The sequence below is a fragment of the Flavobacterium hibernum genome (assembly GCF_000832125.1).
Classification (GTDB): Bacteria; Bacteroidota; Bacteroidia; order Flavobacteriales; family Flavobacteriaceae; genus Flavobacterium; species Flavobacterium hibernum.
Genome location: NZ_JPRK01000013.1, coordinates 15,289 through 40,356, shown reverse-complemented (window position 1 = coordinate 40,356; position 25,068 = coordinate 15,289). Strand labels below are relative to the sequence as shown.

Here is a 25,068-nt window from a genome sequence, read left to right as displayed (position 1 = left end):
CCACAATTAATTGGGATTTTTACCTTTTTAAAAACTATTTATTTTTTTTAGTATAATTTAAATGTCCCTCATTTTTTTTTGTAATTTTAACAACAACCAATTCACATACAATACCTTACAATAAGTAACCATACGCTTTTTTTAATATAACACCAATCAATATTATGAAAAATGACTTATTACTCGCAGGCTTAATTATAATGCTATCCTTGGGTTTTGTAAATGCTCAGGAAAACTCTTCAAAGAACTGGCCAGACAGAACAGTTCTTCCCATAGAACCTTATCAAAAAGTAGGCAAAGTGGCTCCAACCATCAAAGATTCTGACCCCATAGAATGGCCAAAAGAAATTAGTGCACCAGAGGGCGCGCCCAACGTATTACTAATCATGATTGACGATGTAGGTTTTGGAGCAAGTTCTCCTTTTGGAGGCCCAATTCCTACCCCAAATTTTGATGCTCTTGCCCAAAGCGGATTAAGATACAATCGTTTTCATACCACGGCTGTTTGTTCGCCTTCGAGAGCGGCGCTTATTACAGGTAGAAATCATCATACTGCTGCAACAGGTATTATTATGGAATTCTCTACTCCTTATCCCGGTTATAACAGTTTAGTGCCGCGCAGCGTTGCAACTATTGGTAAAATATTGACAGATAATGGTTATGGGACTTCATGGTTTGGTAAAAATCATAATGTACCCGATTGGCAATCTACGCCAGCAGGGCCTTTTAATTTGTGGCCAACAGGTTTGGGTTTCGAATATTTTTATGGTTTTCTGGGTGCCGATGCACATCAATTTAGACCAGCTTTGTTTGAAGGTACAAAACCTGTAGATCCTTATTTTAAAGATGAAAAAGTAGATCCTGATTATATTTTAGACAGAGATTTAGCCGATCATGCGATTCATTGGATACAAACACAAAAAAATGTTTCGCCAAACAAACCATTCTTTGCATATTATACACCAGGAACTGCTCACGCACCTCATCAGGCTCCTAAAGAATGGATTGCAAAATTTAAAGGCAAATTTGATCAGGGATTTGACAAACAACGTATTGCGACTTACGAAAATCAAAAGAAATTAGGCATTATACCAAATGATGCATTACTGGCAGCGACTCCGCCCGAATATCAAAAATGGGATGCCTTATCTCCGGGAATGAAAAAAGTTGCCGCCAGAGAAATGGAAGTTTATGCTGCAATGCTGGCTTATTGCGATTTTCAAATTGGCAGAATACTTCAATCTATTAAAGATTTAGGACAATATGATAACACCATGGTTATTTTTATCATGGGTGATAACGGCGCCAGTGCCGAAGATCCTACTGGTCAGGGTTTAACAAGCGAGATAGGAATTATGGTAAATGGCGAAGTTGATACCGAAGAATTTATGCTGAAACATCTTGATGATTTTGGCGGTCCTTGGATGGCAGAACATTATTCGCAAAGTTGGGCTCATGCAATGAATACTCCTTTTCAATGGGATAAAAAAATAGCTTCGCATTTAGGTGGTAGCCGTACCGGAATGGTAATTTCCTGGCCAGCACGAATCAAACAAGTAGGACAAATTCGTAGTCAGTTTGCACATATTACAGATATTGTTCCAACGATTCTGGAAGCAGCCAATATACCTCAACCTAAAAAAGTAGATGGTTTTGAGCAAGAACCTATAGCAGGAAAAAGTCTGGTGTATTCGTTTGATAATGCAAATGCTCCAGAAACGCACAAAACTCAATATTTTGAAGTAATTGCTAATAGAGGTTTTTATAAAGATGGATGGCTGGCGAATACTACACCAAAAAATCTGCCTTGGCAAGGACACCCAATCCCATCTGAAGATCCTGTAAAAGATTATAAATGGGAATTATACGATCTAACTAAAGATTATAGTCAGGCGAATGATATTGCGGCACAAAATCCTGAAAAGCTGAAAGAAATGCAAAAGGCTTTTATGGAAGAAGCTCAGAAATATAAAGTTTTTCCTTTTGATGATCGCTATATTGATAGAGTAAATCCAGAGAATCGTCCTAATTTAAACAAAGGCAGAACCCAATTTACTTTTCACCAAGGCACTTCACGTATTACAGAAGGAATGGCACCTAATATGAAAAATACATCTTTTAGCATTACGGCTGATATTGATGTAAAAGCCGGACAAGAGGGAATGATTATTACGCAAGGTGGTTATTTTGCAGGTTTGGCATTAATGCTTCAAAAAGGAAAACCAACTTTTGCTTACGCATTTTCTCATTATCCTAACCATAAATGGCGCATACAATCGCCAACAGCTTTAACTGCCGGAAAACATAAAATCGTACTTAACTTTGATTATGCTGGCGGAGGAGTTGGTAAAGCAGCAAAAGCGACTTTATTAGTCGACGGAAAAAAAGTAGCAAGCGGAGATATCCCAAAAACAGTTCCGAGTCGTTTCTCTGCCGATGAAACACTGGATGTTGGTGAAGATTTTGGAACTCCTGTCGACAGAACTTATGATGCTCCTTTTACTTTTCAGGGTAAAATAGAAAAAGTTGTGGTCGAATTAAAGCAATAGATCATTTTTTTTAAAATAATTAAAAGTCCATTTCTAAAAGAATTGGACTTTTTTTTTATGCATCTTAAAGAAAAATGAAAACCTCGCTATTTAATCTTTGAACATTTCTTTATAATAATTTACTATACTTTCATTGATGTATAAAATGGCGCATCACTTAGATTTGTTTTGCCTTTTTTTAAATTTGTTTAAAACAAAAGAAATCTATTCTTCTTCACTAAAAAAATACCATCATGAAGTTAGCACACATACAAATTCAAACCAATAATATTCAACAAACATTAAAATTTTACACAACCGTTTTAGGACTTTCTATTGTAAAAAATAACGAAGAAACCTTAAGCATTCAGGCAGGAAATTCTATTTTAGAATTCGTAGAAAATCCTCAATTTAATTCTATATATCATTTTGCATTTAATATCCCCGAAAATAAACTTGATGAAGCCATAGAATGGTGTAAAAACAAAGTAGATTTAATTTTTATTGAAGATCAAAACGTCATCACCAATTTTGAAAACTGGAACGCAAATGCAGTTTATTTCTACGACAATAATGGCAATTTATTAGAGTTTATTGCTCGACATGATCTCAACAATGCTCAAAATGAATCTTTCAGTTCTAAATCTATTTTAAATATTAGCGAAATTGGAATCGTAAATGAAAATCCGTTGGCATTAGGAAAAGAACTGATTGCAAAACACAATTTGAAATTCTTTTCTAAAAATGATAATAGTGAACTTTTTGCTGCCGTTGGCGATGATGAAGGTTTATTGATTATAGTGAAACCAAATCGAAACTGGTATCCTACTCAAACTCCATCTCAAAGTAATAAAACTCAAGTTAGAATAGAAAATAACGAAATTCAAAGTGAATTGTTTTTTTGATTAGTCTAAAAATAATATCATTAAGCTCAATTCATTAAAATTGGGCTTTTTTTATGTTCCATTTTATAAAATGGAACATGTTTACTATAAAACGTTTTTAAATATTTTTTAATTTCAGCACTTAATACTTAGAAGTAGTCTGTTACCAATAAAATTAATGACAACCTATTTTTAACATCCCCATATTTTATTCAGCGCCAAATTAATATTGTATAAAATACAAATACTACAACAATCTACATTTATGTAAAATTATTCTTATATTTATATCTGTTCACTTATTTTAAACCTAAAAAAAAGTTTTATGCATTTATTAAAAAGATCAGAATCGAACAAAATCATGATGAAATTTGCTGTACTAATTTTAGTATTATTTGCATTTTCTACAAACATGATAGCACAAAGCAAAAAATCTAAACCCAATATCCTTGTTATTTTTGGAGATGATGTTGGGGTTACAAATGTAAGTGCTTACAGCCGTGGCTTAATGGGATTTACAACTCCTAACATTGATAAAATTGGTAATGATGGCGCCGTATTTGTTCAATATTATGCACAGCAAAGTTGTACCGCGGGTCGTGCAGCATTTATTACAGGACAATCTCCTTATCGTACTGGTTTAACAAAAGTAGGTTTACCCGGATCACCAATTGGTCTACAAAAAGAAGATCCTACAATTGCTGAGTTTCTAAAACCTTTAGGATATACTTGTGGCCAGTTTGGTAAAAATCATCTTGGTGATCAGGATAAATACTTACCAACGGAGCACGGATTTGATGAGTTTTTTGGAAATCTATACCATTTAAATGCTGAAGAAGAACCAGAAAATCCTGATTATCCAAAAGGAGAAGAATTTAAAAAAGCTTTTGGACCACGAGGTGTTTTAAGAGCAACTGCAGGTGGAAAAGTAGAAGATACTGGACCTCTTACTAAAAAAAGAATGGAAACGATAGATGAAGAATTTTTAGCTGCTGCAAAAGATTTTATCACTAAATCGGCAAAAGCAGGTAAACCATCTTTTACTTGGTTTAATAGTACAAGAATGCACGTTTTTACACATTTAAAACCTTCTTCCTTAGGAAAAACTGGCCTTGGTACACAAGCCGACGGAATGGTTGAACATGATGCAATGGTTGGAGAACTTTTAAAACTTTTAGATGATCTTAAAATTGCGGATAATACGATCGTAATTTGGACTACTGACAATGGTGCTATGAAAAATCAATGGCCAGATGGAGGATCTTCTCCATTCCGCTCAGAAAAAGATACAAACTGGGAAGGTGCTTATCGTGCTCCCGCTGTAGTTCGCTGGCCAGGAGTTATTAAACCAGGAAGTAATTTAACAGGTCTATTTTCGGCAGAAGATTGGTTACCTACTCTGGTTGCTGCGGCTGGAGGTGATCAAAATTTAGTAGCCAGCGTTCAAAATGGTGCTCAGGAAGGAAACAAAAATTTCAAAGTACATTTAGACGGTTATAATCAACTACCTTATCTAAAAGGTCAAAGCCCAACTGCTCGCCATGAATTTGTCTATTTTGATGATGACGGAAACTTGGTAGCTTATCGCGACGAGCGTTTTAAATATATTTTTCAGGCACAATATGCCAAAGGAATGGAAATCTGGCGTAACCCGATGGTTAAATTAAGAGGCCCACTTACGGTCGATTTATTGGCCGATCCTTTTGAATATGCTGTTGATGGCTCAATTGGGTATGAAAAATGGCTTATTGATCGAGCATTTTTAATTCTGCCGGCAGTAGCTAAAGTATCTAAATACTTAGAAACTTATCGACAATTTCCGCCACGACAGGCACCAGCAACATTTTCAATAGATGATGTAATCGCTAAACTGCCAAAGCCTCAAATTGAAAGATAATATCTTATATGATAAAACCCCGAAAGTAATTTTCGGGGTTTTCTTTTTAAATTTTACTTCTATTCTAAAAGAGACTTTATCTTTGTAACTATAATCACTCTTAAAATTAGATCAAATGCCTTTTGTCCGAATCAGTTTGCCTAAGAAACTTTCACTAGAAACAAAAAATAGTATTTCAGAAGCTGTTCATCAATCTTTAATAGCAGAATTTCATATTCCGAAAGACGATTATTTTCATGTAATTGAAGAATTAGAATCTCATCAAATAAAATATCCAGAGAGTTATCTTGGTATTTCGCATTCTGAAGAGATTATATATGTTCAAATTACTGCAGGACAAGGTAGAACATTGGAACAAAAAAAGAATTTGTACCACCAAATTGCAAGTAAAATTTCGACCTCGACAGAAATTTTAATTAACAATATTATCATCGTTTTATTAGAAAATAATGGCCTTGAAAACTGGTCTTTTGGAAATGGTGAAATCCAGGAACCCAAACATTTAAAGAAGTAAAATCTAAAAAGCGAATTTTAATTTACAGGATCATGAACTGGAAAAACGAAATAACAAACTTACTTGATATTCAATATCCTATTGTTCAGTCGCCAATGTTTGGAGTTACGACGCCACAAATGACCGCAGCAACTTCTAATTTAGGTTGTTTAGGATCATTGGCTCTCGCCGATTTAGATTCAGATAATTGTGTCAGGCTTATTAATGAAACTCAAAAATTGACAGATAAACCTTTTGCGGTGAACATTTTTGTAAATCAAATTCCGCAAATTGATGATACACTTACGCAACAATATTATAAAACTAAAAACTATATTGAAAAGCTAGCCAACGAAAATGGTATTGAAGTCGTTTTACCTGAATTAAATACTATTAATTTTACAGATTATCACGATCAGATTGATGCTATTATAAATAAAAAATGCAAAATTCTGAGTTTTATTTTTGGATGCCTTGACGATGAATCTATAGCGCTTTTAAAAAGAAACAACGTTGTCTTAATTGGAACTTGTACTTCTATTGAAGAAGCTAAGATTTTGTCTGAAAAAGGAATAGATATTATAAGCGTTCAGGGAATTGAAGCTGGCGGACATCGCGGAAGTTTTGAACCAAATAATATTCCAGAGATTGGCGGACTTTCATTACTATCTCAAATCGCCGAAAATGTAAAAAATCCTTTGATTTATGCTGGCGGAATTTACAATGCAAAAACGCTTTTGGCAGCAAAAACTTTGGGTGCACAAGGATTTCAAGTTGGAAGTTTACTTTTAGGATCGACAGAAAGTGCCTTGAAACCGTTTGAAAAAAACAGATTAAAATTGGTTAAAGAAGATGAAATTATGCTAACCAAATCTTTTTCGGGAAGATATGCCCGAGGAATTAAAAATAAGTTTATCGAAACCATTGAGAATTCTGATTATGTTTTACCATATCCTTATCAGAATAAATTAACTAATGAATTAAGGAAAATTGGAAAGAAAAAAGAGCTTGCAGATTTTGTAGGGATTTGGCTTGGACAATCTATTAATGGTTTTAGCAACAAATCTACCTCTGAATTGTTGAAAGATTTAATTCAGCAAACAGAAGAATTTACCACTAAAGAAAAACAAAATTTTTAAAAAGCTTCGCCAATTCTAAAATAAAGACCCCAATCGCCTTTACCAATGGCGGCATCTAAACCAACATTAAATTTTTCGGTTTTAAAAGCTCTGTAACGATATCCTACTCCTGCTCCCGGATATAATTTCCAGTTGAAACTGCTTGTATCAGACCCGTAAATTGTCGCTATACCCGCAAAGCCAACAAGCCCCATTTTTTTACTAAAATTGTATCGATACTCCGCTTGTAAATCCATAAGTCCATCGCCACGGTATTTCCCTTCAGAATACCCTCTAATATCTTGGTTGCCAATAGTTACTTGCTGTTCAAAAGCAATATTACCTAACCCAAACTTACCGGAAAAACGCGCAGCGAGTACGTCAGTTCCATTTCGCATTGGAAAATACTTGTCATATTCTGAAAGTATTTTATTGGCGTTAGCATCATTCCCGAACCAAGTGGGATAAGTAAGCCATCTTAATTTTATTTTATCTCCCTTAGTAGGATAATAAACGGCATCTCGAGTATCATAAAGCATTATGAGCTGTAAACCATTTGTATGTGTTGTAGAAGCTGGTTGCACATCGTCTTGATATTTTGTGTCGTAGTGGGAATATGAATAGCCAATTCCGGCATATAAGGCTTTGATTACTTTACGCTGTAAACTGAAATTTACAATGTTTGTTTTGGTATCATAATTATAAAAATCAGGCACATCAATATCATCTACAAAATATTGTGCATTTTGGTTTCCTGTGGCCAGAAACACTTGTGCGCGCCATTTATCTTCGTTAAAATACCATTTGTTGAATGTGGCTATAAAATATGATTTATTGGTTGTATAAATAGCCGAAATTCCTGATAATGATTTTGGAGAAATAGTATCGGCTTTATTTACTTTGTACATCATCATTGGGATGGCGCCAAACATAAAATCAAGAGTTCTGTTGTAATTGATGTAGGGCATTACATTAAAATCAATCTTTTTAGTATGCCTTTTTGATGTTTTGGTGCTGTCATCAGGCTTTGTTTGTGCGGGTGCACAAAAAGAGCAAAGCAAAAGTAATATAGTCCCAAAAAATATTTTATTCATTACTGTGTTTTTAATGTAAACAAAGCTAATACATGATTAAAAAATATCCTTTCAATTTACCTAATCTTACGTTCCATGTTATAAAATGAAACCGTTCTTTTTAAGTTCCTACGTATAAAATCTGTTTATTATTTTATTTACATTTGTAATTACGGATTTATCATATGCTTCAAAAAAATATTCCTTTTAGTATTGTAGATAAATGGCTTACAGCTTGGTCATTATCCATAAAATTGCCATTGCCTTCAAAATACAAATCAGGACTTATGGTTGAAGTTGGCTATGAGAATCAAAAAAGACGATATGTTTTTACAGCACTTCATGAAGATCTTGTCGAATTATCACGATCTATTAATCAACCAGGGATTTTTCTAAAAGTTTGTTCTCCTCCTGACGAAATAAAAGACAAAATAGCTAAAAAATGGGTTGTTCAGCCTCAAGGATATATGATGTCTTGCTTTCATCCTATGAACATTCTAAACTGTACTTTAAATGATGAGTATAAACTAGAATTTGAACATTACAATTCAACGCACGTTATTAAAATTTTTACTAAAAATGGCGCACTAGCTTCTATAGGACGTGTTGTTCTTGTAGATGATTTAGCGATCTATGATAGAATTTCGACCAACGAAAATCATAAAAGAAAAGGACTTGCAACTTTCCTAATGCAAGAACTTGAAAAGATTGCTTTGGCAAATGGTGTTTACAATAATTTTCTGGTTGCAACAGAGCAAGGTAAATTGTTCTACGAGTCTATAGGATGGGAAATCTATTGTCTTTATACGTCTCTTGTTATTCCAAATTTCGACTAAAAAGACTCTAATAAAAAAAGTCGCTTCAAATTCTAGTTCTGAAACGACTTTTATAAATTTTGGATATTAAAATTTCATTCTCTGAATCCTTACAGCATTCAAGATAGCTAATAATGCCACCCCAACATCGGCAAAAACAGCTTCCCACATTGTGGCGAGTCCACCTGCACCAAGAATTAGTACAAAAGCTTTTACAACAAAAGCCAAAGTAATATTTTGCCAGACAATTTTTTTGGTCTGCTTACCTATATTAATCGCCATTGGTATTTTACTTGGTTTATCGTCTTGAATTACAATATCGGCAGTTTCAATTGTCGCATCGCTTCCTAAACCTCCCATTGCAATTCCAACAGTACTTAAAGCGATTACAGGAGCATCATTTACACCATCGCCAACAAATGCTACAGTTTCGTTTTTAGCTTTGATTTCGTTAAGTTTTTTAACTTTATCCTCGGGCAATAAATCGCCAAATGCATTTGCGATTCCTAATTTATTGGCTACAAACTGTACAACGTTTGTTTTGTCTCCACTTAGCATCGTAACTTTAACACCTAGTGTTTTTAATCTGTCTACTGTTTCTTTTGCATCTGCTTTAATCTCATCGGCAATGGTAATATATCCAGCGAATTTTTTATCATAAGCAATAGCGATTGTGGTGTAAACAACAGCATTTGGATCTATATCATAGTTAATGCTGAATTTATCCATCAGTTTAAAATTCCCTACATGAAGTTCTTTTCCGTCAATCTCGGCCTTTAATCCGTGTCCCGAAATTTCTTCTACATTTTTCAGTTCAATTGAAGCATCAATCTTTCCAACATGATTATGAATTGCCGTGGCAACAGGATGTGTACTTTGACTTTCTAAAACATTTACTAATTTCAGAATTTCAGCTTTATCAAAACCATCTTGAATAATAACTTCCTGAACTTTAAAAACACCTTCGGTCATTGTTCCGGTTTTATCCATCACAACATTCTGAATGGTTGAAATACTATCCAGAAAATTACTTCCTTTAAATAAAATTCCGTTTTTACTTGCAGCGCCAATTCCGCCAAAATAACCAAGCGGAATACTAATCACCAATGCACAAGGACATGAAATTACCAAGAAAACCAAAGCTCTGTACAACCAGTCGCTAAATACATAATTGGAAACAAAAAGCATGGGCAATAAACAAATCGCAATGGCCAAATAAACTACAATTGGTGTATAGATTTTGGCAAACTTCCTGATAAACAATTCGGCAGGTGCTTTTTTAGTTGTGGCGTTCTGCACCATTTCCAGAATTTTAGAAAGCTTGCTGTCATTATAAGCTGTTGTTACTTTTATTAACGAAATTGTATTTACATTAATCATTCCAGCCAAAACAGTTTCTCCTTTTACTTTCGTATCGGGTTTGCTTTCGCCTGTTAGAGCGGCTGTATTGAACGAAGCTGTATCTGATAATAATTCGCCATCTAAACCTAGTTTTTCTCCTGCCTTAAGCTGAATAATAGATCCTATTATAACATCCGCTGCTTTGACTTTTGTGGCAACATTGTTTTCTATAACATTAACCTCGTCAGGTCTCTGATCTAATAAGCTTTTGATGTTCGATTTTGCACGACTTACTGCCAATCCCTGAAAGTTTTCACCAATGGTATAAAACAGCATTACTGCAACTCCCTCTGGAAATTCACCTATCGCAAACGCGCCAATCGTAGCAATGCACATTAGGAAAAATTCTGAAAATACATCGCCTTTTCTAATGCTTTCATAAGCTTCTTTTAAAACGGGTAATCCTACTGGTAAATAAGCAATTATATACCAACCAATTCTAACATAACCCGTAAACCAATTTTGAGGAAAATAATGATCTAACCCAATACCTATAAGTAACAGAGCAAGCGAAATTAGGGCTGGTAGAAATAATTTAAACAAACTGCCTTCGGCACCATGATCATGATCGTGTCCGTGATCATGTCCATCATTATCAGAATGCACTGGTTCGTCGTGCGAACAAGCACAGGTTGTTATGGGTTTACTTTTTATATTTTTTACTTCTTTATCTTGATGTATCATTTTTTAATCTATGATTGTACTCAAAGTATTGTCATTTCGACAAAGGAGACCCGAGCGGTAGCAAACAGGCGAAGTAAATCTCCTTTGATTAATCCCATTACGAGGATTCCTCCTTCGTCGGAATGACAAACTAGCGAGAATTATTAGTACTTTTTAATACTTTCTAAAGTTAAACATTTTGTGTCATTTTTTATAAGTAAGTTATTTTTTAATCTCGCAAAGTCGCAGATTCACAAAGTTTTTGTTTTTGCCTCAGGTTTGTAAACCTAAAGTTTAGTTCAACTTGAAACCTGAAATCTTTTTTTTTAAATTAATGCGTATGCTCGCCTCCACCTACCATTGCAGAAAGCAAGTAAAAAGCTCCTTTGGTCACAATTTTTGCATCACTTGGTACAGGATTTATAAATTTTACTTCGGTAAAACCTAAATCTGTCGTTCCTGGAATAACTTCAATGGCTTTAAAGTGTATTTCCTCTTCATGATTTGCTTCGGCTGCTGTTTTCTTTTCTTCGTGTTCGTGTTTCTCTTCAATAAAAACAAAATACTTGTCTGCATTTCGAACTACGGCATCTTTTGGTAAAGCAGGTACAGTAGCATTTGTAATATTGATATTTGCCGAAACGTACATTCCTGGGATTAATCCTTTGGCATCGGCCGACTCGATTTTAGCATGAACGGCAACTGTTTTACTTTCGTTAGAAAAGGATTTATTGATTCCGAAGATTTTTCCTTTAATCGATTTGTTAGATTGATTCGTCAGCACAAAATCGATTACCTGCCCAACAGAAATTGAACCTAAATCTTTTTCATAAACATTTAAATCTAAATGCATTTGGCTATTGTCTACCACTTCAAACAATGCAACTCCTGTTTGTGCATAAGCGCCTTTTGCAATACTTATTTTCCCCACATAACCACTAATTGGCGCTACTATTGGCACTAATGATGTGCTTCCTTTTGTGCTTACATGCAAGGCATCCAATTTATTTTTTGCAGCTTGTGCTCTTGCTCTTTCGGCTGCCAATTTTGACTTTACTTCCTGAAATGTTTTTCTCGGATTTACATTTTCGTCGCTTAAGGTTTTCTGACGATTGTATTCTAATTGCAGATATTCTATATTGGCTGTAGCCGAATGATAATCTTCCTGCATTTCGATTACTTCTAAATTCTGAATTGTTGCCAAAACTTTTCCTTTGTTTACATAAGTACCTTCGAGAACAAAAATATCTTTAATCGTCCCTCCTATCAAAGTCGAAACTTCGGCAGAATTTTGTGGCGGAACTGTCGTGTAACCATTTGCTTTTATGACTTTGTTCAGGTTTCTATTTTCTACAATCCCCGTTTCGATTCCTACAGTTTTGTATTGAGATGCTGTTAAGGCAACTTCTTTTTGAGCTTTTTCTTCTTCGTGTGTTTCTTCCGTTTTCTTTTCATTGCAACTTAATAAGGTAACTGCAAAACACGCAAAGAGAGAAAAACGCAAAGTGCGCAAGGAAATTAAACTTTGCGAAACCTCTGTAAACTTTTCGGTTAAATATGTTGTTAAATTTATTTTCATTTTAATTGTTTTTGATAGTTGGAAATTGAAGTTCAATGGCACTTTGATTAAAGTTATGAGTCGCTTCTGCATATTGCTTTTTAATGTCGATTGCCTGATTTAAGAAACTGATGTACGACCAGTAACTCATATCGCCATTTGCATAACTTTTCTGCGCTGTATTTATAATCTGATTTGCATATTGCAAGCCTTCGGTTTGGTAATAATCTAAAGACTTTTGCTGTTTTGCGAAGTTGTTTTGCAATTCTTGCTTTTGCAGATTTAACCTTAGTTTATTTTTATCTAAAGCCAATTGCGATTGCGAAATACTTATCGCCGAAGCTTGTGCCTTAGCGGTATTGACACCTCCAAACAAAGGAATTTGAAGTCCTGCTGTAAAACCTTGATATAAACCTTTTGTATCAATAGTTTGCGCAAAATAACCCACTCCTAGCTTTGGTGTTCGCATGGCTTTATGTGTGTTGGCTTCTTTTTGATATACTGAAATTTGCTGCTCATAATAATCAGTCATTAAACCTTCTATCTTCGAGTTTCCAACTTCTTTTACCATTGAATATTGCAAAACTGTTTTATCATCTGGAACTACATTTTCGTCTGTTTGAATAAAAAATTGCAATTGCTTTTGATAAATAGCCAAATCATATTCTAATTGCGCTTTTTGAGTTTCGATTTCTTTCACTTTTGCCTTTGCACTAATTACTTCAATATTTCCGCTTTCTCCAGTCTGAAAACGTAATTCTGCATTCTTTAGAAATTTGGTATAAATCTCATTCAGTTCTGCATTTAATTTCTGAATCGAAATACCGTACAAGTATTGATAATAAGCCAGTGTTACGGCTTTTTCAATATCATAAGATGAAAGTGCTTTTTGTTTCTCGGCCAATTTTGCCAGTTCTTCCTGCAATTGTCGATTGGCTTTGGTAATATTCCCCATTGGAAAATACTGCTGAATCGAAACGTTATGATCGTAATCGGCACTATTAAACTGCCCGCCTTGATATTGCACTTCGAGCGGTTCTGGCTGAAACGCCGTCTTTTTAAGAACGGTTTGTTTTTCGATTTCTTTATCGGCAATTTTTAAATCGATGTTATTTGATTTGGCAAGTTCTATTGCTTTTTCTAAACTGATTTTTTCTTGTGCTGATGTTACTGCACTTACTAATAAAAATGCAATTAACCACAAAGTTTTATTGGTCAATTGAAGCGTATTTAACCGCAAAGTTCGCAAAGGAAGATTCGCAATCCCACTAGCCATCGGGAGCAAACGTTTTTTATTTATATTATATGTTGACTTCATTTTTTCTCATTTAATTTGTTCATCTGCAGATTTATTTCACGCAGATTTTTAAAAGATTTAAGCTGATATGCGCAGATTATTTTTTATAATATTTTAATTTAAATCTGCTTTAATCTGCAGAATCTGCGTGAAACAAAATCTTTTTCATATTTAATCTTCATTGCGTTCTTCGCGTAAATCCTCGCGCTCTTTGGGCTTGAATCCCTTTTCCAACAATAAATACAAAATCGGTAAAACAATTAACGTCAATAATGTTGCTGAGAATAAACCTCCTATAACAACGGTTGCTAAAGGTTTTTGTACTTCTGCTCCTCCACTTGTCGATAAAGCCATTGGCAAAAATCCTAACGAAGCCACTGCGGCAGTCATTAAAACAGGACGTAATCTTGTTTTTGTACCAATTAAAACTCTTTGCAGCGGATCTAGTATTCCCTCAGTTTTAAGTTGATTAAAATAAGATATTAATACAATCCCGTTCAAAACCGCAATTCCAAACAAAGCAATAAAACCAATACCTGCCGAAATACTAAATGGCATTCCGCGCATCCAGAGCGCAAAAACACCTCCAATTGCAGATAACGGAATCGCTGTAAAAATTAATCCAGCTTGTTTAAAACTTTTAAAGGTGAAATAAAGCAATACCAATATTAATCCTAAGGCGATTGGCAATGCAACTGATAGTCTTTTTGTTGCTTCGACTAAATTTTCAAATTGTCCGCCATACGTAACGTAATATCCGGCAGGAAGTTTAAAATCTTTGTCTAATTTTTGCTGAATTTCTTCGACAACGCTTTTAATATCGCGTCCGCGAACATTTAAACCAATCGTAATTCTGCGTTTTCCGTCTTCGCGGGTTACTTGTACCGGACCTTGCTCATACTCTACAGTAGCTACTTGCGAAAGCGGTACTTGCTGTCCGTTTGGCAACGGAATAAACAAATTACTAACATCTGTAATATCAGCTCGATTGTCCTGATTCATTCGTACCACAACATCAAATCTTTTACTTTGGTCGTAGATTTTACCGGCACTTTCGCCTGCAAACGACGAACGAATTATTTGATTGATGTCTGAAATATTCAGTCCATAAAGCGCGATTTTATTATAATCGTATTTAATAGTAATCTGTGGTAAACCCGTTACTTTATCTGCTTTTAGATCGCCAATTCCTTCAATCTTTCTAATTTTCGAGATTAATTCTGTCGCTTTGGCGTCCAGAATTTCTAAGTCATCGCCAAAAATCTTAATCGCAATGTCGCTTCGGCTTCCGGTCATTAACTCGTTAAATCGCATCTGGATAGGTTGTGAAATCTCGATATTGGCACCAGGAATTATTTCCATTTCCTTTTTCATAGCATTGGCTAATTCTTCCCAATTATCGTATTTCCCTTTCCATTCCTTTTTGTCTTTTAAAACAATAATTAAATCACCGCTTTCAATAGGCATTGGATCGGTAGGGATTTCTCCGCTTCCTATTTTGGTTACTATTGTTTTAATTTCGGGAAACTTGGCTTTTAATATTTGTTCGTATTTTGTAGTGGTTTCTACCATCTGCGTAAGCGAACTTCCGGTCATGATTGTTGCGTTTATTGCCAAATCGCCTTCTTCGATTGTTGGAATAAATTCTCCGCCCATTGTATTAAAAACAATTAATCCAAGCGCAAACAAACCAAGTGATATTCCTAAAACGACCTTTTTAAACTGCAATGCTTTTTCTAAAAATGGCGTATAAATTCCTTCTAGCCAAGCCATCATTCGATCACTAAAATTTACTTTGTGTTCTGTATTTTTAGACAGGAATAAAGCACTCATCATGGGTACATAAGTCAACGAAAGTATAAATGCTCCTGCAACAGCAAAACCAACTGTCATTGCCATTGGTTTGAACATTTTTCCTTCGGTACCTACTAATGCTAAAATGGGTAGGTAAACGATCAAGATGATGATTTCTCCAAAGGCTGCACTATTTCTGATTTTTGAAGCCGATTCGTAAACTTCATCGTCCATTTCGCTTTGTGTTAATTCCCTTTTTCGTTTATTTTTTTGCAAATGATGCATTGTAGCTTCAACGATAATCACAGCTCCATCGACAATAATTCCAAAGTCGATCGCTCCTAAACTCATTAAATTTCCGCTTACGCCAAAGGCATTCATCAAAATAATGGCAAAAAGCATGGCCAACGGAATAACCGATGCTACAATTAAACCTGCACGAAGATTCCCCAGAAACAAAATCAGGACAAAAATGACGATTAGCGCACCTTCTAGCAAGTTCTTTGTTACTGTACCAATTGCATTATCGACTAATTTTCCTCTGTCAATAAAAGCTTCGGCAACAACGCCTTCTGGCAAACTTTTATTAATCTGAATCATTCTTTCGTGAATTCTATCGACAACAGCGCTGGAATTTTCTCCTTTTAACATCAAAACCATTCCTGAAACGATTTCTCCTTTTCCGTCTTTGGTCGACGCTCCATAACGCAACGCAACGCCTTCGCGAACCTCGGCAACATCGCGAACCAAAACGGGCGAACCATTTCGGTTTTTTACCACCACATTTCCTAAATCTTTGGTTCCCTTAGCCATTCCAACACCGCGAATAAAATAGGCAAGCTGATCTTTCTCGATATAAGCTCCACCTGTATTTTGATTGTTTTTTTCTAAGGCTTCAAAAATTTCGGTAATGGTAACACCCAAACTATTTAGCGTATTTGGATTCACAGCGATTTCGTATTGTTTTAGTTTTCCACCCCAAGTACTTACATCGGCAACTCCTTTAACTCCTTGCAATTGTGGAATAATTATCCAATCCTGAATGGTTCGCAATTTTACCGCGTCGTATTTGTTTTCATACCCTTTTTTGGCATAAACATCGTATTGGTAAATCTCGCCTAAACCTGTAGAAATCGGAGCCAATTCTGGCGAACCTGCATATTTTGGAATATTTTCTTCGGCTTGTTTTAAGCGCTGAAATATTTGTTCTCTTGCCCAATAAATATCGACATCGTCCTCGAAAACAACGGTTACAACTGATAATCCAAAGCGCGAAATGCTTCGAAGTTCTATAATATCCGGAACTGTTTTTACAGCTTGTTCAAGTGGATATGTAATTAATTGCTCTACTTCCTGACTTGCCAATGTTGGAGCTGTTGTAATAATTTGAACCTGATTGTTGGTTATATCCGGCAAGGCATCGAGTGGTAATTTTTTAAGCGAATAGCTTCCCCAAGCTATTAAAACAAGGGTAAATAGTAGTATAACGAACTTGTTCTTTATACTAAACTGTATGATTTTATCTAACATTTGAATATATAATGACGTGAGAAATTAGACATGGTTATGCCTATTGTTTATGTGGAAAAACCACAGATCTCTAGCCCAAATTAATTGGGAATCATTATGCTATTTGCGGAGGTTGCCAAATACTTCCGAAGAAATTAGAAGTATAAACTGACTTGTAGGTTGGTAATTGTATTGAAATAATTGAAAATGCAACAGGAAAATCAAAAATTTCAGAGGTTTGATAACTTAAAACTTGCGCACCACAACAATTACAGGCGCAAAATGGTGAACATAAATCGTTGCTTTTATCATGTGTATGATTTAGCTCTGACGAAAATTCTGCTACTTTATGAGCAGCACTATTTACTTCCATATCTGCACAAGGCATATTTGAAAGTGCCATTAAATAAATTGACAATATAATTGTTATCCATTTCACGATTGTAAAAGTAACATTTATTCTGCTAATTTTCAAAAAATATCATACCAAGCTGATTCCTAGTGATTTTTAGAAAAAAAAAGAGCAAGAGAATATAATTTTAATTAACTTTAACACTAATTAACATATTAATAAAAGTTAAAACCAATAAAACCATGATTAAAATCCATTACCATTTATAAGAAAAAAACTGTGGTTTTTGCAAAAAATAAGACTTACCCATATACTTTAAGCCTTTTAATAATCAATATTATACATCAAATCAATGAAATCTAAATCATTTATAACCGTATTTTTATTATTTTTTACTATCCCATTTTTTGCTCAAGTTTATACTGATAAAATCGTAGGAGAAAAAAATCAACAACTAAAAGACAGTCTAAAAGAAGTCGTTTATCCTTATGCACTTCCAATCTGGGGACAAAAAGTAGCCCAGAAAGGTTATAATTTACCTTACTCTGCAGGTCTTTCTGTAAATTATTTCTGGTCAGATTCAGAAATTACAATAAAGAATCTTGAAGTTGGCTTTAATAATGGGCCCTTATATAATTTAGATGAAATTGTTCGTTTTAATAAATCTTCGGTAGAAGCTGGTGCCATTACGATTCGACCTGATATTTGGTTACTCCCTTTTTTAAATGTCTACGGAATTTTTGGTAAATCAAAACCTACAACGAAAATTAATGCAGGAATATGGATTCCTGATGCCAACAATGATTGGTCAGAAATTGCCAGTTTTAGTACCAAAGCTAATTTTGATGCTACTACTGTTGGGATAGGTTTGACACCAACAATTGGTATTGGCGGAGGCTGGTTAGCACTTGATATGAATATGTCTTGGAGTGATGTTAGCGCCTTAAACAAACCTGCTTTTTCGTATGTTTTTGGACCTAGATTAGGTAAAACTTTTAAACTTCGTAAACCCGAAAGAAATATTGCTGCATGGGTAGGTGGTTTTAGAATTCATATTAATGGAGATACTCAAGGAAACATTGCTTTGTCTGATGTTTTAAACTTAGATAACGCTCAGCAAAAGGTGGATAATGGATTAACTAAGGTGTCTGAAAACCAAACTAAAGTGGATACTTGGTGGAATGGATTAACTCCTGCACAACAAAATAATCCTGCAAATATCGCTAAACACAACACTGCAGATAGAGCATTACAATCGGCAGGGAATTTTTTAACTACTCTAGATGGAGCTTTAAGTACGGCGGGATCCTCAACTATACAATATTCTTTGCAAAAAGCCCCAAAAGATATGTGGAATTTTATTGTAGGAACACAATTTCAATACAATAAACATATGATGTTTAGATTAGAAACTGGTTTTTTAGGAACTCGTACTCAAGTTTTATGTGGTATTCAGTATCGTTTTGGACTTTAACCCAAGTATATGAAAAAAGGTTTATTATTGCTTATTGCATTATTTTGCTTTGCTCCTGCGCATTCACAAGTTTTAATTTCCTTAATTTTTGGAGACAAGCTTAATTCGCCCTTTTTAGAATTTGGATTAGAAGGCGGTGCCAATTTCTCGACTATTACTGATCTTAACAGTTCTGGAACTGAACCTGGATTTAATCTTGGTTTTTACTTTGATATTCGTTACAAAAAAAATCCTGCCTGGATGATTAATACTGGGGTTATAGTCAAATCGCCTATGGGTGCGCATGGTCTTCCTGTATATTCTTTGAATGATGAAAATTTAGACAATACGTTTGCGGGCGGAAGTGTTAATCGCGAAATTCGATATTTTAATGTTCCCATTTTAATTAAATATCAATTCAAAAATCGAATATACCTAAAGACCGGACCTCAATTTGGTTTACTGGCGAAAGCTTTTGATGAGTTTAAAATAGAGGTTGATAAAGACGATGTGGTTTATAAAAAAAATATACGAGATCAAATACGTGTAATTGACGCGGGCGTTGCTCTTGGTGCGGGATATCATATGAATGTTGGTAACGGTTTAAATGTTACTGTGCAGTACTATTACGGATTGGTTCCTGTTATGAAAGGAGATGGTCCAAATGTATACAACAGATCTTTGTATGTAACAGCCGGAATTCCGATAGGAAAAGGAAAAGCAGCACAAAGAAGAGCTGATAAGGAAGCTGAGATGAACAAAATTGTTCTTCCCGAAGATGAGGCGCCTAAAACGAAAAACTAATCTTATTCTTTGTTTATTGAATTTATAAAATCAAGCATTTCTTCCTTATTTAAAATAAAATCAGGATTACTGTATAAAATGGCATTGTTGGGCATAAAAGGCATCTCTGCAGATAGCGGATTTTGAACTGCAATTGTTCCTCCAAAATCCTTAACAACCTTTAGTCCATTTGTTCCGTCTGAATTGGAGCCTGATAATAAAATTGCAACTACCGATTTTCCATAAGCTTCGGCAGCAGATTCAAATGAAACATCTATGCTTGGACGGCTGTAGTTTATTTTTTCTGAAGTGTCTAATGAAAGTGTGTGATTTTTTTCGAATAATAAGTGATAATTTGATGGTGCAATGTAAACAAATCCTGATGTAAGAGGTACTTTATCTTCGACTGGTTTGACTTTTATGTTTGATTTTAATTTGAGTAAATCTTCTAAAGTTTGATCGTCTGTGCTTTTTCGATGAACAACAATTACAATAGCAAAATCGTTTAGTTTTGGTATTTGGGGCAAAATCTGCAATAAAACACTAAGGCTTCCGGCAGATCCTCCTATTATCACCACTTTACAATTTGTTATTACTTTATTTTTCTCCATATCTTTTCTTTGTCCAGCTGTTTGTATTTATTTGAATCAATAGAATACTTTAGAGTCTCTTTTGTACCAAGTGCCAAAAAACCTAAAACGGCTAAACTTTCATCAAATAAATTAATAACTCTTTTTTGAAGATCATTGTCAAAATAAATTAAAACATTCCGACATAAAATAAGATCAAACTCATTAAATGAATTATCTGAAACTAAATTGTGCTGCGAGAAAACCATTTTTGTCGCCAGCTCTTCATCAAACTTAGCTATTCCGTAATTTGCAATATAATAACTCGAAAAATCTTCTTTACCGCCTGCAGTACGATAATTTTCTGAGTATTCTTTCATCATTCGCAAAGGAAAAATTCCTTTTTTGGCTGTTTCTAAAACTGTTGCATTTATGTCTGTTGCATAAATTAAAGATTTATGAAGCAAACCTGCTTCTTTAAGCATTATTGCCATCGAATATACTTCTTCACCAGTCGAACAGCCCGCATGCCATAATCTAATAAAAGGTTTTGTTCCTAATAATGGTAAAATCTCATTTCTTACAACGGCATAAAAAGCAGGATCACGAAACATCTCGGTAACATTTACCGTAATTTCATCTACTACTCTTTTATAATATTCAGGATCGTATCGAACTTTTGAAAGAAATTCATGAAAATGAAGAAACCCATCTAATTGTATAACTCGCTCTACACGCCTTTTTAAGGATGCTCTGGAATAACTACCAAAGTCAAAACCATAATATTCATAAACGTCATTAATGAGCGTTTCTAATTCGATATCCTTAATCATGATTCATTCAAATTTTACTCAAAATAAGCAGTAATTTATCGACATCTACTGGTTTTGAGATGTATTCATCTGCCCCAGCCTCCAAACATTTTTCTTTATCGCCCGTCATTGCCTGAGCTGTTACGGCAACAATAAAAGTCGATTCTCTGGTTGGAATCTTTTTTATTAGCGGTATTGCATCATAGCCGTCCATTTCTGGCATCATCATATCTATTAAAACAGCATCAATGATTTCTTCAGATTCTAATAATTTTAAAGCTTCTTCGGCACTTAAACAAGACAAGCAATCGAATGATTTGGCACGCAAAGTGTTTTCTAAAGCAAAAATATTTCTAGAATCATCATCAATAATTAAGAGTCTTTTTTTAGTCATTTCGCCAACTTTTTAAAGTTATATTTATAGTTAATTTGTTTTGCAATAGATTTTAAGGAAACAATTACGTTATCAAAAAACTATTGCTAATTGTGTGTTAGATTTTGTCGTAAAGCCAGACTCTCAATAGTGACAGCAATTGATCAACATCGACTGGTTTTGTAATGTAATCTGAAGCTCCTGCTTTTATACATTTTTCTCTATCTCCTGTCATAGCTTTTGCTGTTACAGCGATAAGCGGTAAATTCAAAAATTTAGGATTAAGCCTTATTTTTTCGGCTGTTTCATATCCGTCCATATTTGGCATCATCATGTCTAGCAATACGACGTCTGTATCAGGATTTTCATTTAAAATTTTGATCGCTTCTTTACCATCAAAAGCTGTAATTACATTCATTTTAAAAACTTCTAAAGCTTTTGACAAGGAATAAATATTACGAACATCATCGTCTACAATTAATACCTTTTTTTCGTGCAAGATATTATTTAGTAAATTTAACTTTTTATAACTTTCTTTTTTATCTTTTCCTTCTTTTTTATCTTCTACCAAATGAAGAAAAAGCGATACTTCGTCGAGCATTCTTTGGTACGAATGTGCTGTTTTTACAATAATTGAATCGGCATATTTTTTAATTTTTACTTCTTCTTTCATTGATAAACTTTTACCGGTAAAAACAATAACAGGCAAGTTTTCTAATCCCGGACTTTTCTTTACTCCGTCTAAAATTTGGTACGCATGTTTGTCCGGAATTCCCATATCTAGAATAACACAGTCCACTTCTGTTTTATTTAGCGCTTCTAAACCTTGAGTAACTTCACTTTTAATCTCTGAATTAATATTATAAGTTTCTAAGAAATACGCCAAAGCTTTTGCATGTTTTGGATTGTCTTCGATAATTAGAACTTTTTGTGCTTCTTTATTAATAATATGTTCAATGCGCAAAAAGACATCCGGAATTTTATCAAAAGCTACTGGCTTATCTAAGAAATCTACAGCGCCTTTTAACAAACTTTCTTGTTTTAGTTTGTGCGACGACATAATATGAACAGGAATATGTTTGGTTTCTACATGATTTTTTAATTCTTCGAGAACTTCCCATCCGCTTTTTATTGGTAGTTCGATGTCTAATAAAACACCAACGGGTTTGTAGAGTAATGTAAAATTTAGCGCATAATCACCTCGTACTGAAACAACTCCTTTATAGCCTTTTTTTCTACTAAAAGCCAAGAGGGATTTTGCAAAATTGATATCGTCTTCTACAATCAAAATTACCTTATCTCCTGCTTCGATTGCATCTCTATCGTCTTCGATTTCATCAGGAATAACAGCACTTATGTATTTGTTTTTTACAGGAGCTATTTCTTCTACTTCTGTAAAATCTGTTGGTGGAATTTTCTCTAAATTAATTTTGTTAAGTGCAGATCCAAAAACAGGTAAACATAATGTAAAGGTACTTCCTTCATTTAATTTACTGTGCAGGATAATTTCTCCTCGTAGCAATTTTGCCAATTCTCTACTAATAGACAATCCTAAACCTGTTCCTCCATATTTACGTTTTGTCGAGCCATCAGCTTGTTGAAAAGCCTCAAAAACAAGTGGTTGTTTGTCTAAAGGAATTCCAATTCCCGTATCTTTTACAATAAAACAAATGATTTTATCATCGTCTGTATTTATTTTAATTTCTAAAGTTACTGTACCTTTTTCTGTAAACTTAATCGCATTCGAAATCAGATTTTTAAGAATTTGTTCTAAACGCATTTTGTCTGTTTTTATAACAACTGGCGCATCCTTAGAAATAATTTCAAAAGTGATTCCTTTTTCTTTTGCCAACAAATGAAATAGGTTCCATAAATTATCTGTAATTTCTTTGGTCGAAACATCTAAAAATTCCATCTCCATTTTTCCGGCTTCGATTTTAGATAAATCCAAAATCTCATCGATCAATCCCAATAAACTATTACCCGAACTCTGAATTACTTTTGCAAACTCAATTTCTTCAGCAACCATGCTTTTATTGTTGTTTTCAGACAGCAAACGGCTCAAAAGTAAAATTGAGTTTAAAGGCGTTCTTAATTCGTGCGACATATTTGCCAGGAATTCTGATTTGTAGCGCGTTGTTAGCTCTAAAGCTTCTGATTTCTTTTGGATTTCGTTATTTCTTTCTTCCAATAAAACACTTCTTTCAGACAATTCTTCATTGGTTTGTTCCAATTCTTCTTGTTGTACACGCAATTCTTCTTCAGATGCCTGAAGTTTCTCTGTTTGCGCCTCTAACTCAGCATTAATAGCCTCTAGCTCACTGTGCTGGACTTGAAGTTCTTCAGACTGAGATTTGGTTTCTTCTAATAATTCCAGCACTCTTTTTCTATTTTGAGTTGCTTTAATTGCAATTCCAATGTTATTCGAAACATTTTTCAAGAACTCTAAATGCAATTCTGAGAATCCATAAATACTTGCCAATTCTACCGCGCCCTCAATTCTTGTATCAAATAACGGAACAGCTACAATGTGTGTTGGTTTTAATTGTCCTAAAGCATAATTAATCTGAATATCATCTGGGGACAAAGTCTTTAATTCAAGTATTTTTCGAGAAACAATTGCCTGACCAATTAAGCCCTCGCCTTTTTTAATACGTTCGCGATTTTTGCTCGGTATATAACTATAACCTCCGGCAACGTATAGTTCATCTTCTTCTAAAACATACAAAACACCAGCACTGCTATTAGTATAATTGCATAAAAATTCGATAATATCTTTAGATAATTTCTGAAGTGTTTTATCGCCCAACATTACATTATTTAAACTGGCCAGACCACTTTGCATCCATTCTTTTTGAGACAATAAATTAAATGATGTTTTTAAGGAAACACCCATATTATTTAGTGATTCTCCAACACTTCCAAGAGCATCTCTTTTTGTGTCGTCTACGCGAATGTCGTAGTTTCCGTTAGAAATATTTCCCGCAATTGTACTAATTGCTTCAATTCTTTCAGCAGTTTCTTTGTCCTTTTTTTCTAATTCAAGTTGCAGAAGAGCACGCTCATTGTAGTCTTTTAAAATTCTAACCAAGAATACTATCGAAATTACAAAAGCAATTATAAAGGCAACAATAATTAAAATGATACTATAAGAACCGTAACGATCTGAGTTTTCGTTTCGTATTTTTAAAAGATTTTGCTCTGTAGACTCAATAGTTTTAATGCGCTCACGCAATTCATTCATCATTTTTCTGCCCTCGTTGAGATCAAATGTGACTGAATTTTTTCCTAAGCTCTTTTTAACAACTTGATTGTTTAAATATTTAAAAAAGTTGTCTCTCAGAACATCCAATTCATTTAATCTTTTTTGTTGCGCAGGATTGTCGACTGTAAGTTCTTTTACCTTCTCAAAATAATTGTTTGATTTTTCTTCTGATTGATGGTAACGATCTACAAATTGCTCGTCGCCAGTAATTAAGTAACCTCGCATGCTGGTTTGTGCTTCAGTAACTAAGGCAGACCCTTCATTTAAATTATAAATAACCTCTTGCGTGTGTTTTATCCAAGAGTTACTGTCTAATAAACTTCTTATACTTAAAAATGAGGCTGTAGAGCTAATCATTAGTACCAGTAACGAAACTAATGAACTAATTAATAAATTCCTTTTAAAGTTGTTCTTCATCCTTATAAATTATA

General features: G+C 34.3%; 18 protein-coding genes. 8 read left to right on the top strand and 10 right to left on the bottom strand.

Annotation, left to right across the window (positions count from 1 at the left end; genetic code table 11):
* The first annotated feature begins 164 nt into the window (after positions 1-164).
* The 5 genes from IW18_RS15655 to IW18_RS15635 all read left to right on the top strand — a co-directional run bounded on the left by IW18_RS15655 (position 165) and on the right by IW18_RS15635 (position 6,941).
* The gene (locus IW18_RS15655; protein ID WP_052480181.1) at positions 165-2,549 is read left to right on the top strand and encodes an arylsulfatase; all 2,385 of its coding nucleotides are present in this window, start codon (positions 165-167) and stop codon (positions 2,547-2,549) included.
* Positions 2,550-2,782: 233 nt separating this feature from the next.
* Positions 2,783-3,433: a VOC family protein gene (locus tag IW18_RS15650; protein WP_041518833.1), complete on the top strand. Its 651-nt coding sequence runs from the start codon at positions 2,783-2,785 to the stop codon at positions 3,431-3,433.
* A 304-nt stretch (positions 3,434-3,737) separates the two neighbouring features.
* Positions 3,738-5,309 (top strand): arylsulfatase, encoded by a 1,572-nt coding sequence (locus tag IW18_RS15645; RefSeq protein ID WP_041518832.1) that lies wholly within the window; start codon positions 3,738-3,740, stop codon positions 5,307-5,309.
* 115 nt (positions 5,310-5,424) lie between these two features.
* Positions 5,425-5,823 (top strand): tautomerase family protein, encoded by a 399-nt coding sequence (locus tag IW18_RS15640; protein ID WP_041518831.1) that lies wholly within the window; start codon positions 5,425-5,427, stop codon positions 5,821-5,823.
* Between the two features lie 32 nt (positions 5,824-5,855).
* On the top strand, positions 5,856-6,941 hold the full coding sequence (locus IW18_RS15635; protein ID WP_041518830.1) for an NAD(P)H-dependent flavin oxidoreductase: 1,086 nt from the start codon (positions 5,856-5,858) through the stop codon (positions 6,939-6,941).
* On the opposite strand, the gene IW18_RS15630 is transcribed toward IW18_RS15635, so the two are convergent.
* Positions 6,938-8,014, bottom strand: coding sequence for a BamA/TamA family outer membrane protein (locus tag IW18_RS15630; protein WP_041518829.1), 1,077 nt, complete (start codon positions 8,012-8,014; stop codon positions 6,938-6,940). The genes IW18_RS15635 and IW18_RS15630 overlap by 4 nt on opposite strands.
* 164 nt (positions 8,015-8,178) lie before the next feature.
* On the opposite strand from IW18_RS15630, the gene IW18_RS15625 reads away from it, so the two are divergent.
* Positions 8,179-8,829: a GNAT family N-acetyltransferase gene (locus tag IW18_RS15625; protein WP_041518828.1), complete on the top strand. Its 651-nt coding sequence runs from the start codon at positions 8,179-8,181 to the stop codon at positions 8,827-8,829.
* 66 nt (positions 8,830-8,895) lie between these two features.
* Here the strand turns inward: IW18_RS15625 and IW18_RS15620 are convergent, their stop codons facing one another.
* The 5 genes from IW18_RS15620 to IW18_RS15600 all read right to left on the bottom strand — a co-directional run bounded on the left by IW18_RS15620 (position 8,896) and on the right by IW18_RS15600 (position 17,469).
* The gene (locus IW18_RS15620; RefSeq protein ID WP_041518827.1) at positions 8,896-10,893 is read right to left on the bottom strand and encodes a heavy metal translocating P-type ATPase; all 1,998 of its coding nucleotides are present in this window, start codon (positions 10,891-10,893) and stop codon (positions 8,896-8,898) included.
* 310 nt (positions 10,894-11,203) lie between these two features.
* Positions 11,204-12,451 carry an efflux RND transporter periplasmic adaptor subunit gene (locus IW18_RS15615; protein WP_052480180.1) on the bottom strand — a complete coding sequence of 416 codons (1,248 nt, stop codon included), beginning with the start codon at positions 12,449-12,451 and terminating at the stop codon, positions 11,204-11,206.
* A 1-nt stretch (position 12,452) separates the two neighbouring features.
* Entirely contained in the window at positions 12,453-13,748 is a 1,296-nt protein-coding gene (locus IW18_RS15610; RefSeq protein WP_240475569.1) for a TolC family protein, read from the bottom strand.
* A 150-nt stretch (positions 13,749-13,898) separates the two neighbouring features.
* Entirely contained in the window at positions 13,899-17,051 is a 3,153-nt protein-coding gene (locus IW18_RS15605; RefSeq protein WP_041518826.1) for an efflux RND transporter permease subunit, read from the bottom strand.
* A 94-nt stretch (positions 17,052-17,145) separates the two neighbouring features.
* The gene (locus tag IW18_RS15600) at positions 17,146-17,469 is read right to left on the bottom strand and encodes a DUF6660 family protein (protein ID WP_041518825.1); all 324 of its coding nucleotides are present in this window, start codon (positions 17,467-17,469) and stop codon (positions 17,146-17,148) included.
* A 265-nt stretch (positions 17,470-17,734) separates the two neighbouring features.
* Here IW18_RS15600 and IW18_RS15595 point away from each other — a divergent pair, with 265 nt between their 5' ends.
* Together IW18_RS15595 and IW18_RS15590 are read left to right on the top strand one after the other, a co-directional pair.
* Complete coding sequence (locus IW18_RS15595) at positions 17,735-18,856, top strand: hypothetical protein (protein ID WP_041518824.1); 1,122 nt, start codon at positions 17,735-17,737, stop codon at positions 18,854-18,856.
* Positions 18,857-18,865: 9 nt separating this feature from the next.
* Complete coding sequence (locus tag IW18_RS15590) at positions 18,866-19,639, top strand: porin family protein (RefSeq protein WP_041518823.1); 774 nt, start codon at positions 18,866-18,868, stop codon at positions 19,637-19,639.
* A 2-nt stretch (positions 19,640-19,641) separates the two neighbouring features.
* Here IW18_RS15590 and IW18_RS15585 read toward each other — a convergent pair whose 3' ends face one another.
* The 4 genes from IW18_RS15585 to IW18_RS15570 form a co-directional block, all read right to left on the bottom strand.
* A complete protein-coding gene (locus IW18_RS15585; protein ID WP_041518822.1) occupies positions 19,642-20,229 on the bottom strand; it encodes a chemotaxis protein CheB in 588 nt (195 codons plus the stop codon).
* Positions 20,211-21,020: a CheR family methyltransferase gene (locus IW18_RS15580; protein WP_041518821.1), complete on the bottom strand. Its 810-nt coding sequence runs from the start codon at positions 21,018-21,020 to the stop codon at positions 20,211-20,213. The genes IW18_RS15585 and IW18_RS15580 overlap by 19 nt, the downstream gene beginning before the upstream one ends.
* Before the next feature lie 7 nt (positions 21,021-21,027).
* A complete protein-coding gene (locus tag IW18_RS15575; RefSeq protein ID WP_041518820.1) occupies positions 21,028-21,393 on the bottom strand; it encodes a response regulator in 366 nt (121 codons plus the stop codon).
* A gap of 97 nt (positions 21,394-21,490) precedes the next feature.
* Complete coding sequence (locus tag IW18_RS15570; protein ID WP_041518819.1) at positions 21,491-25,054, bottom strand: response regulator; 3,564 nt, start codon at positions 25,052-25,054, stop codon at positions 21,491-21,493.
* Positions 25,055-25,068 lie beyond the last annotated feature (14 nt).

Excerpts from the sequence above, each read along its gene's own strand:
- IW18_RS15610 (WP_240475569.1), bottom strand. The coding sequence starts at position 13,748 with ATGAAGTCAACATATAATATAAATAAAAAACGTTTGCTCCCGATGGCT.
- IW18_RS15625 (WP_041518828.1), top strand. The coding sequence starts at position 8,179 with ATGCTTCAAAAAAATATTCCTTTTAGTATTGTAGATAAATGGCTTACA.
- IW18_RS15575 (WP_041518820.1), bottom strand. The coding sequence starts at position 21,393 with ATGACTAAAAAAAGACTCTTAATTATTGATGATGATTCTAGAAATATT.
- IW18_RS15615 (WP_052480180.1), bottom strand. The coding sequence starts at position 12,451 with ATGAAAATAAATTTAACAACATATTTAACCGAAAAGTTTACAGAGGTT.
- IW18_RS15645 (WP_041518832.1), top strand. The coding sequence starts at position 3,738 with ATGCATTTATTAAAAAGATCAGAATCGAACAAAATCATGATGAAATTT.
- IW18_RS15570 (WP_041518819.1), bottom strand. The coding sequence starts at position 25,054 with ATGAAGAACAACTTTAAAAGGAATTTATTAATTAGTTCATTAGTTTCG.
- IW18_RS15580 (WP_041518821.1), bottom strand. The coding sequence starts at position 21,020 with ATGATTAAGGATATCGAATTAGAAACGCTCATTAATGACGTTTATGAA.
- IW18_RS15630 (WP_041518829.1), bottom strand. The coding sequence starts at position 8,014 with ATGAATAAAATATTTTTTGGGACTATATTACTTTTGCTTTGCTCTTTT.
- IW18_RS15605 (WP_041518826.1), bottom strand. The coding sequence starts at position 17,051 with ATGTTAGATAAAATCATACAGTTTAGTATAAAGAACAAGTTCGTTATA.
- IW18_RS15585 (WP_041518822.1), bottom strand. The coding sequence starts at position 20,229 with ATGGAGAAAAATAAAGTAATAACAAATTGTAAAGTGGTGATAATAGGA.
- IW18_RS15590 (WP_041518823.1), top strand. The coding sequence starts at position 18,866 with ATGAAAAAAGGTTTATTATTGCTTATTGCATTATTTTGCTTTGCTCCT.
- IW18_RS15650 (WP_041518833.1), top strand. The coding sequence starts at position 2,783 with ATGAAGTTAGCACACATACAAATTCAAACCAATAATATTCAACAAACA.
- IW18_RS15595 (WP_041518824.1), top strand. The coding sequence starts at position 17,735 with ATGAAATCTAAATCATTTATAACCGTATTTTTATTATTTTTTACTATC.
- IW18_RS15635 (WP_041518830.1), top strand. The coding sequence starts at position 5,856 with ATGAACTGGAAAAACGAAATAACAAACTTACTTGATATTCAATATCCT.
- IW18_RS15620 (WP_041518827.1), bottom strand. The coding sequence starts at position 10,893 with ATGATACATCAAGATAAAGAAGTAAAAAATATAAAAAGTAAACCCATA.
- IW18_RS15655 (WP_052480181.1), top strand. The coding sequence starts at position 165 with ATGAAAAATGACTTATTACTCGCAGGCTTAATTATAATGCTATCCTTG.
- IW18_RS15640 (WP_041518831.1), top strand. The coding sequence starts at position 5,425 with ATGCCTTTTGTCCGAATCAGTTTGCCTAAGAAACTTTCACTAGAAACA.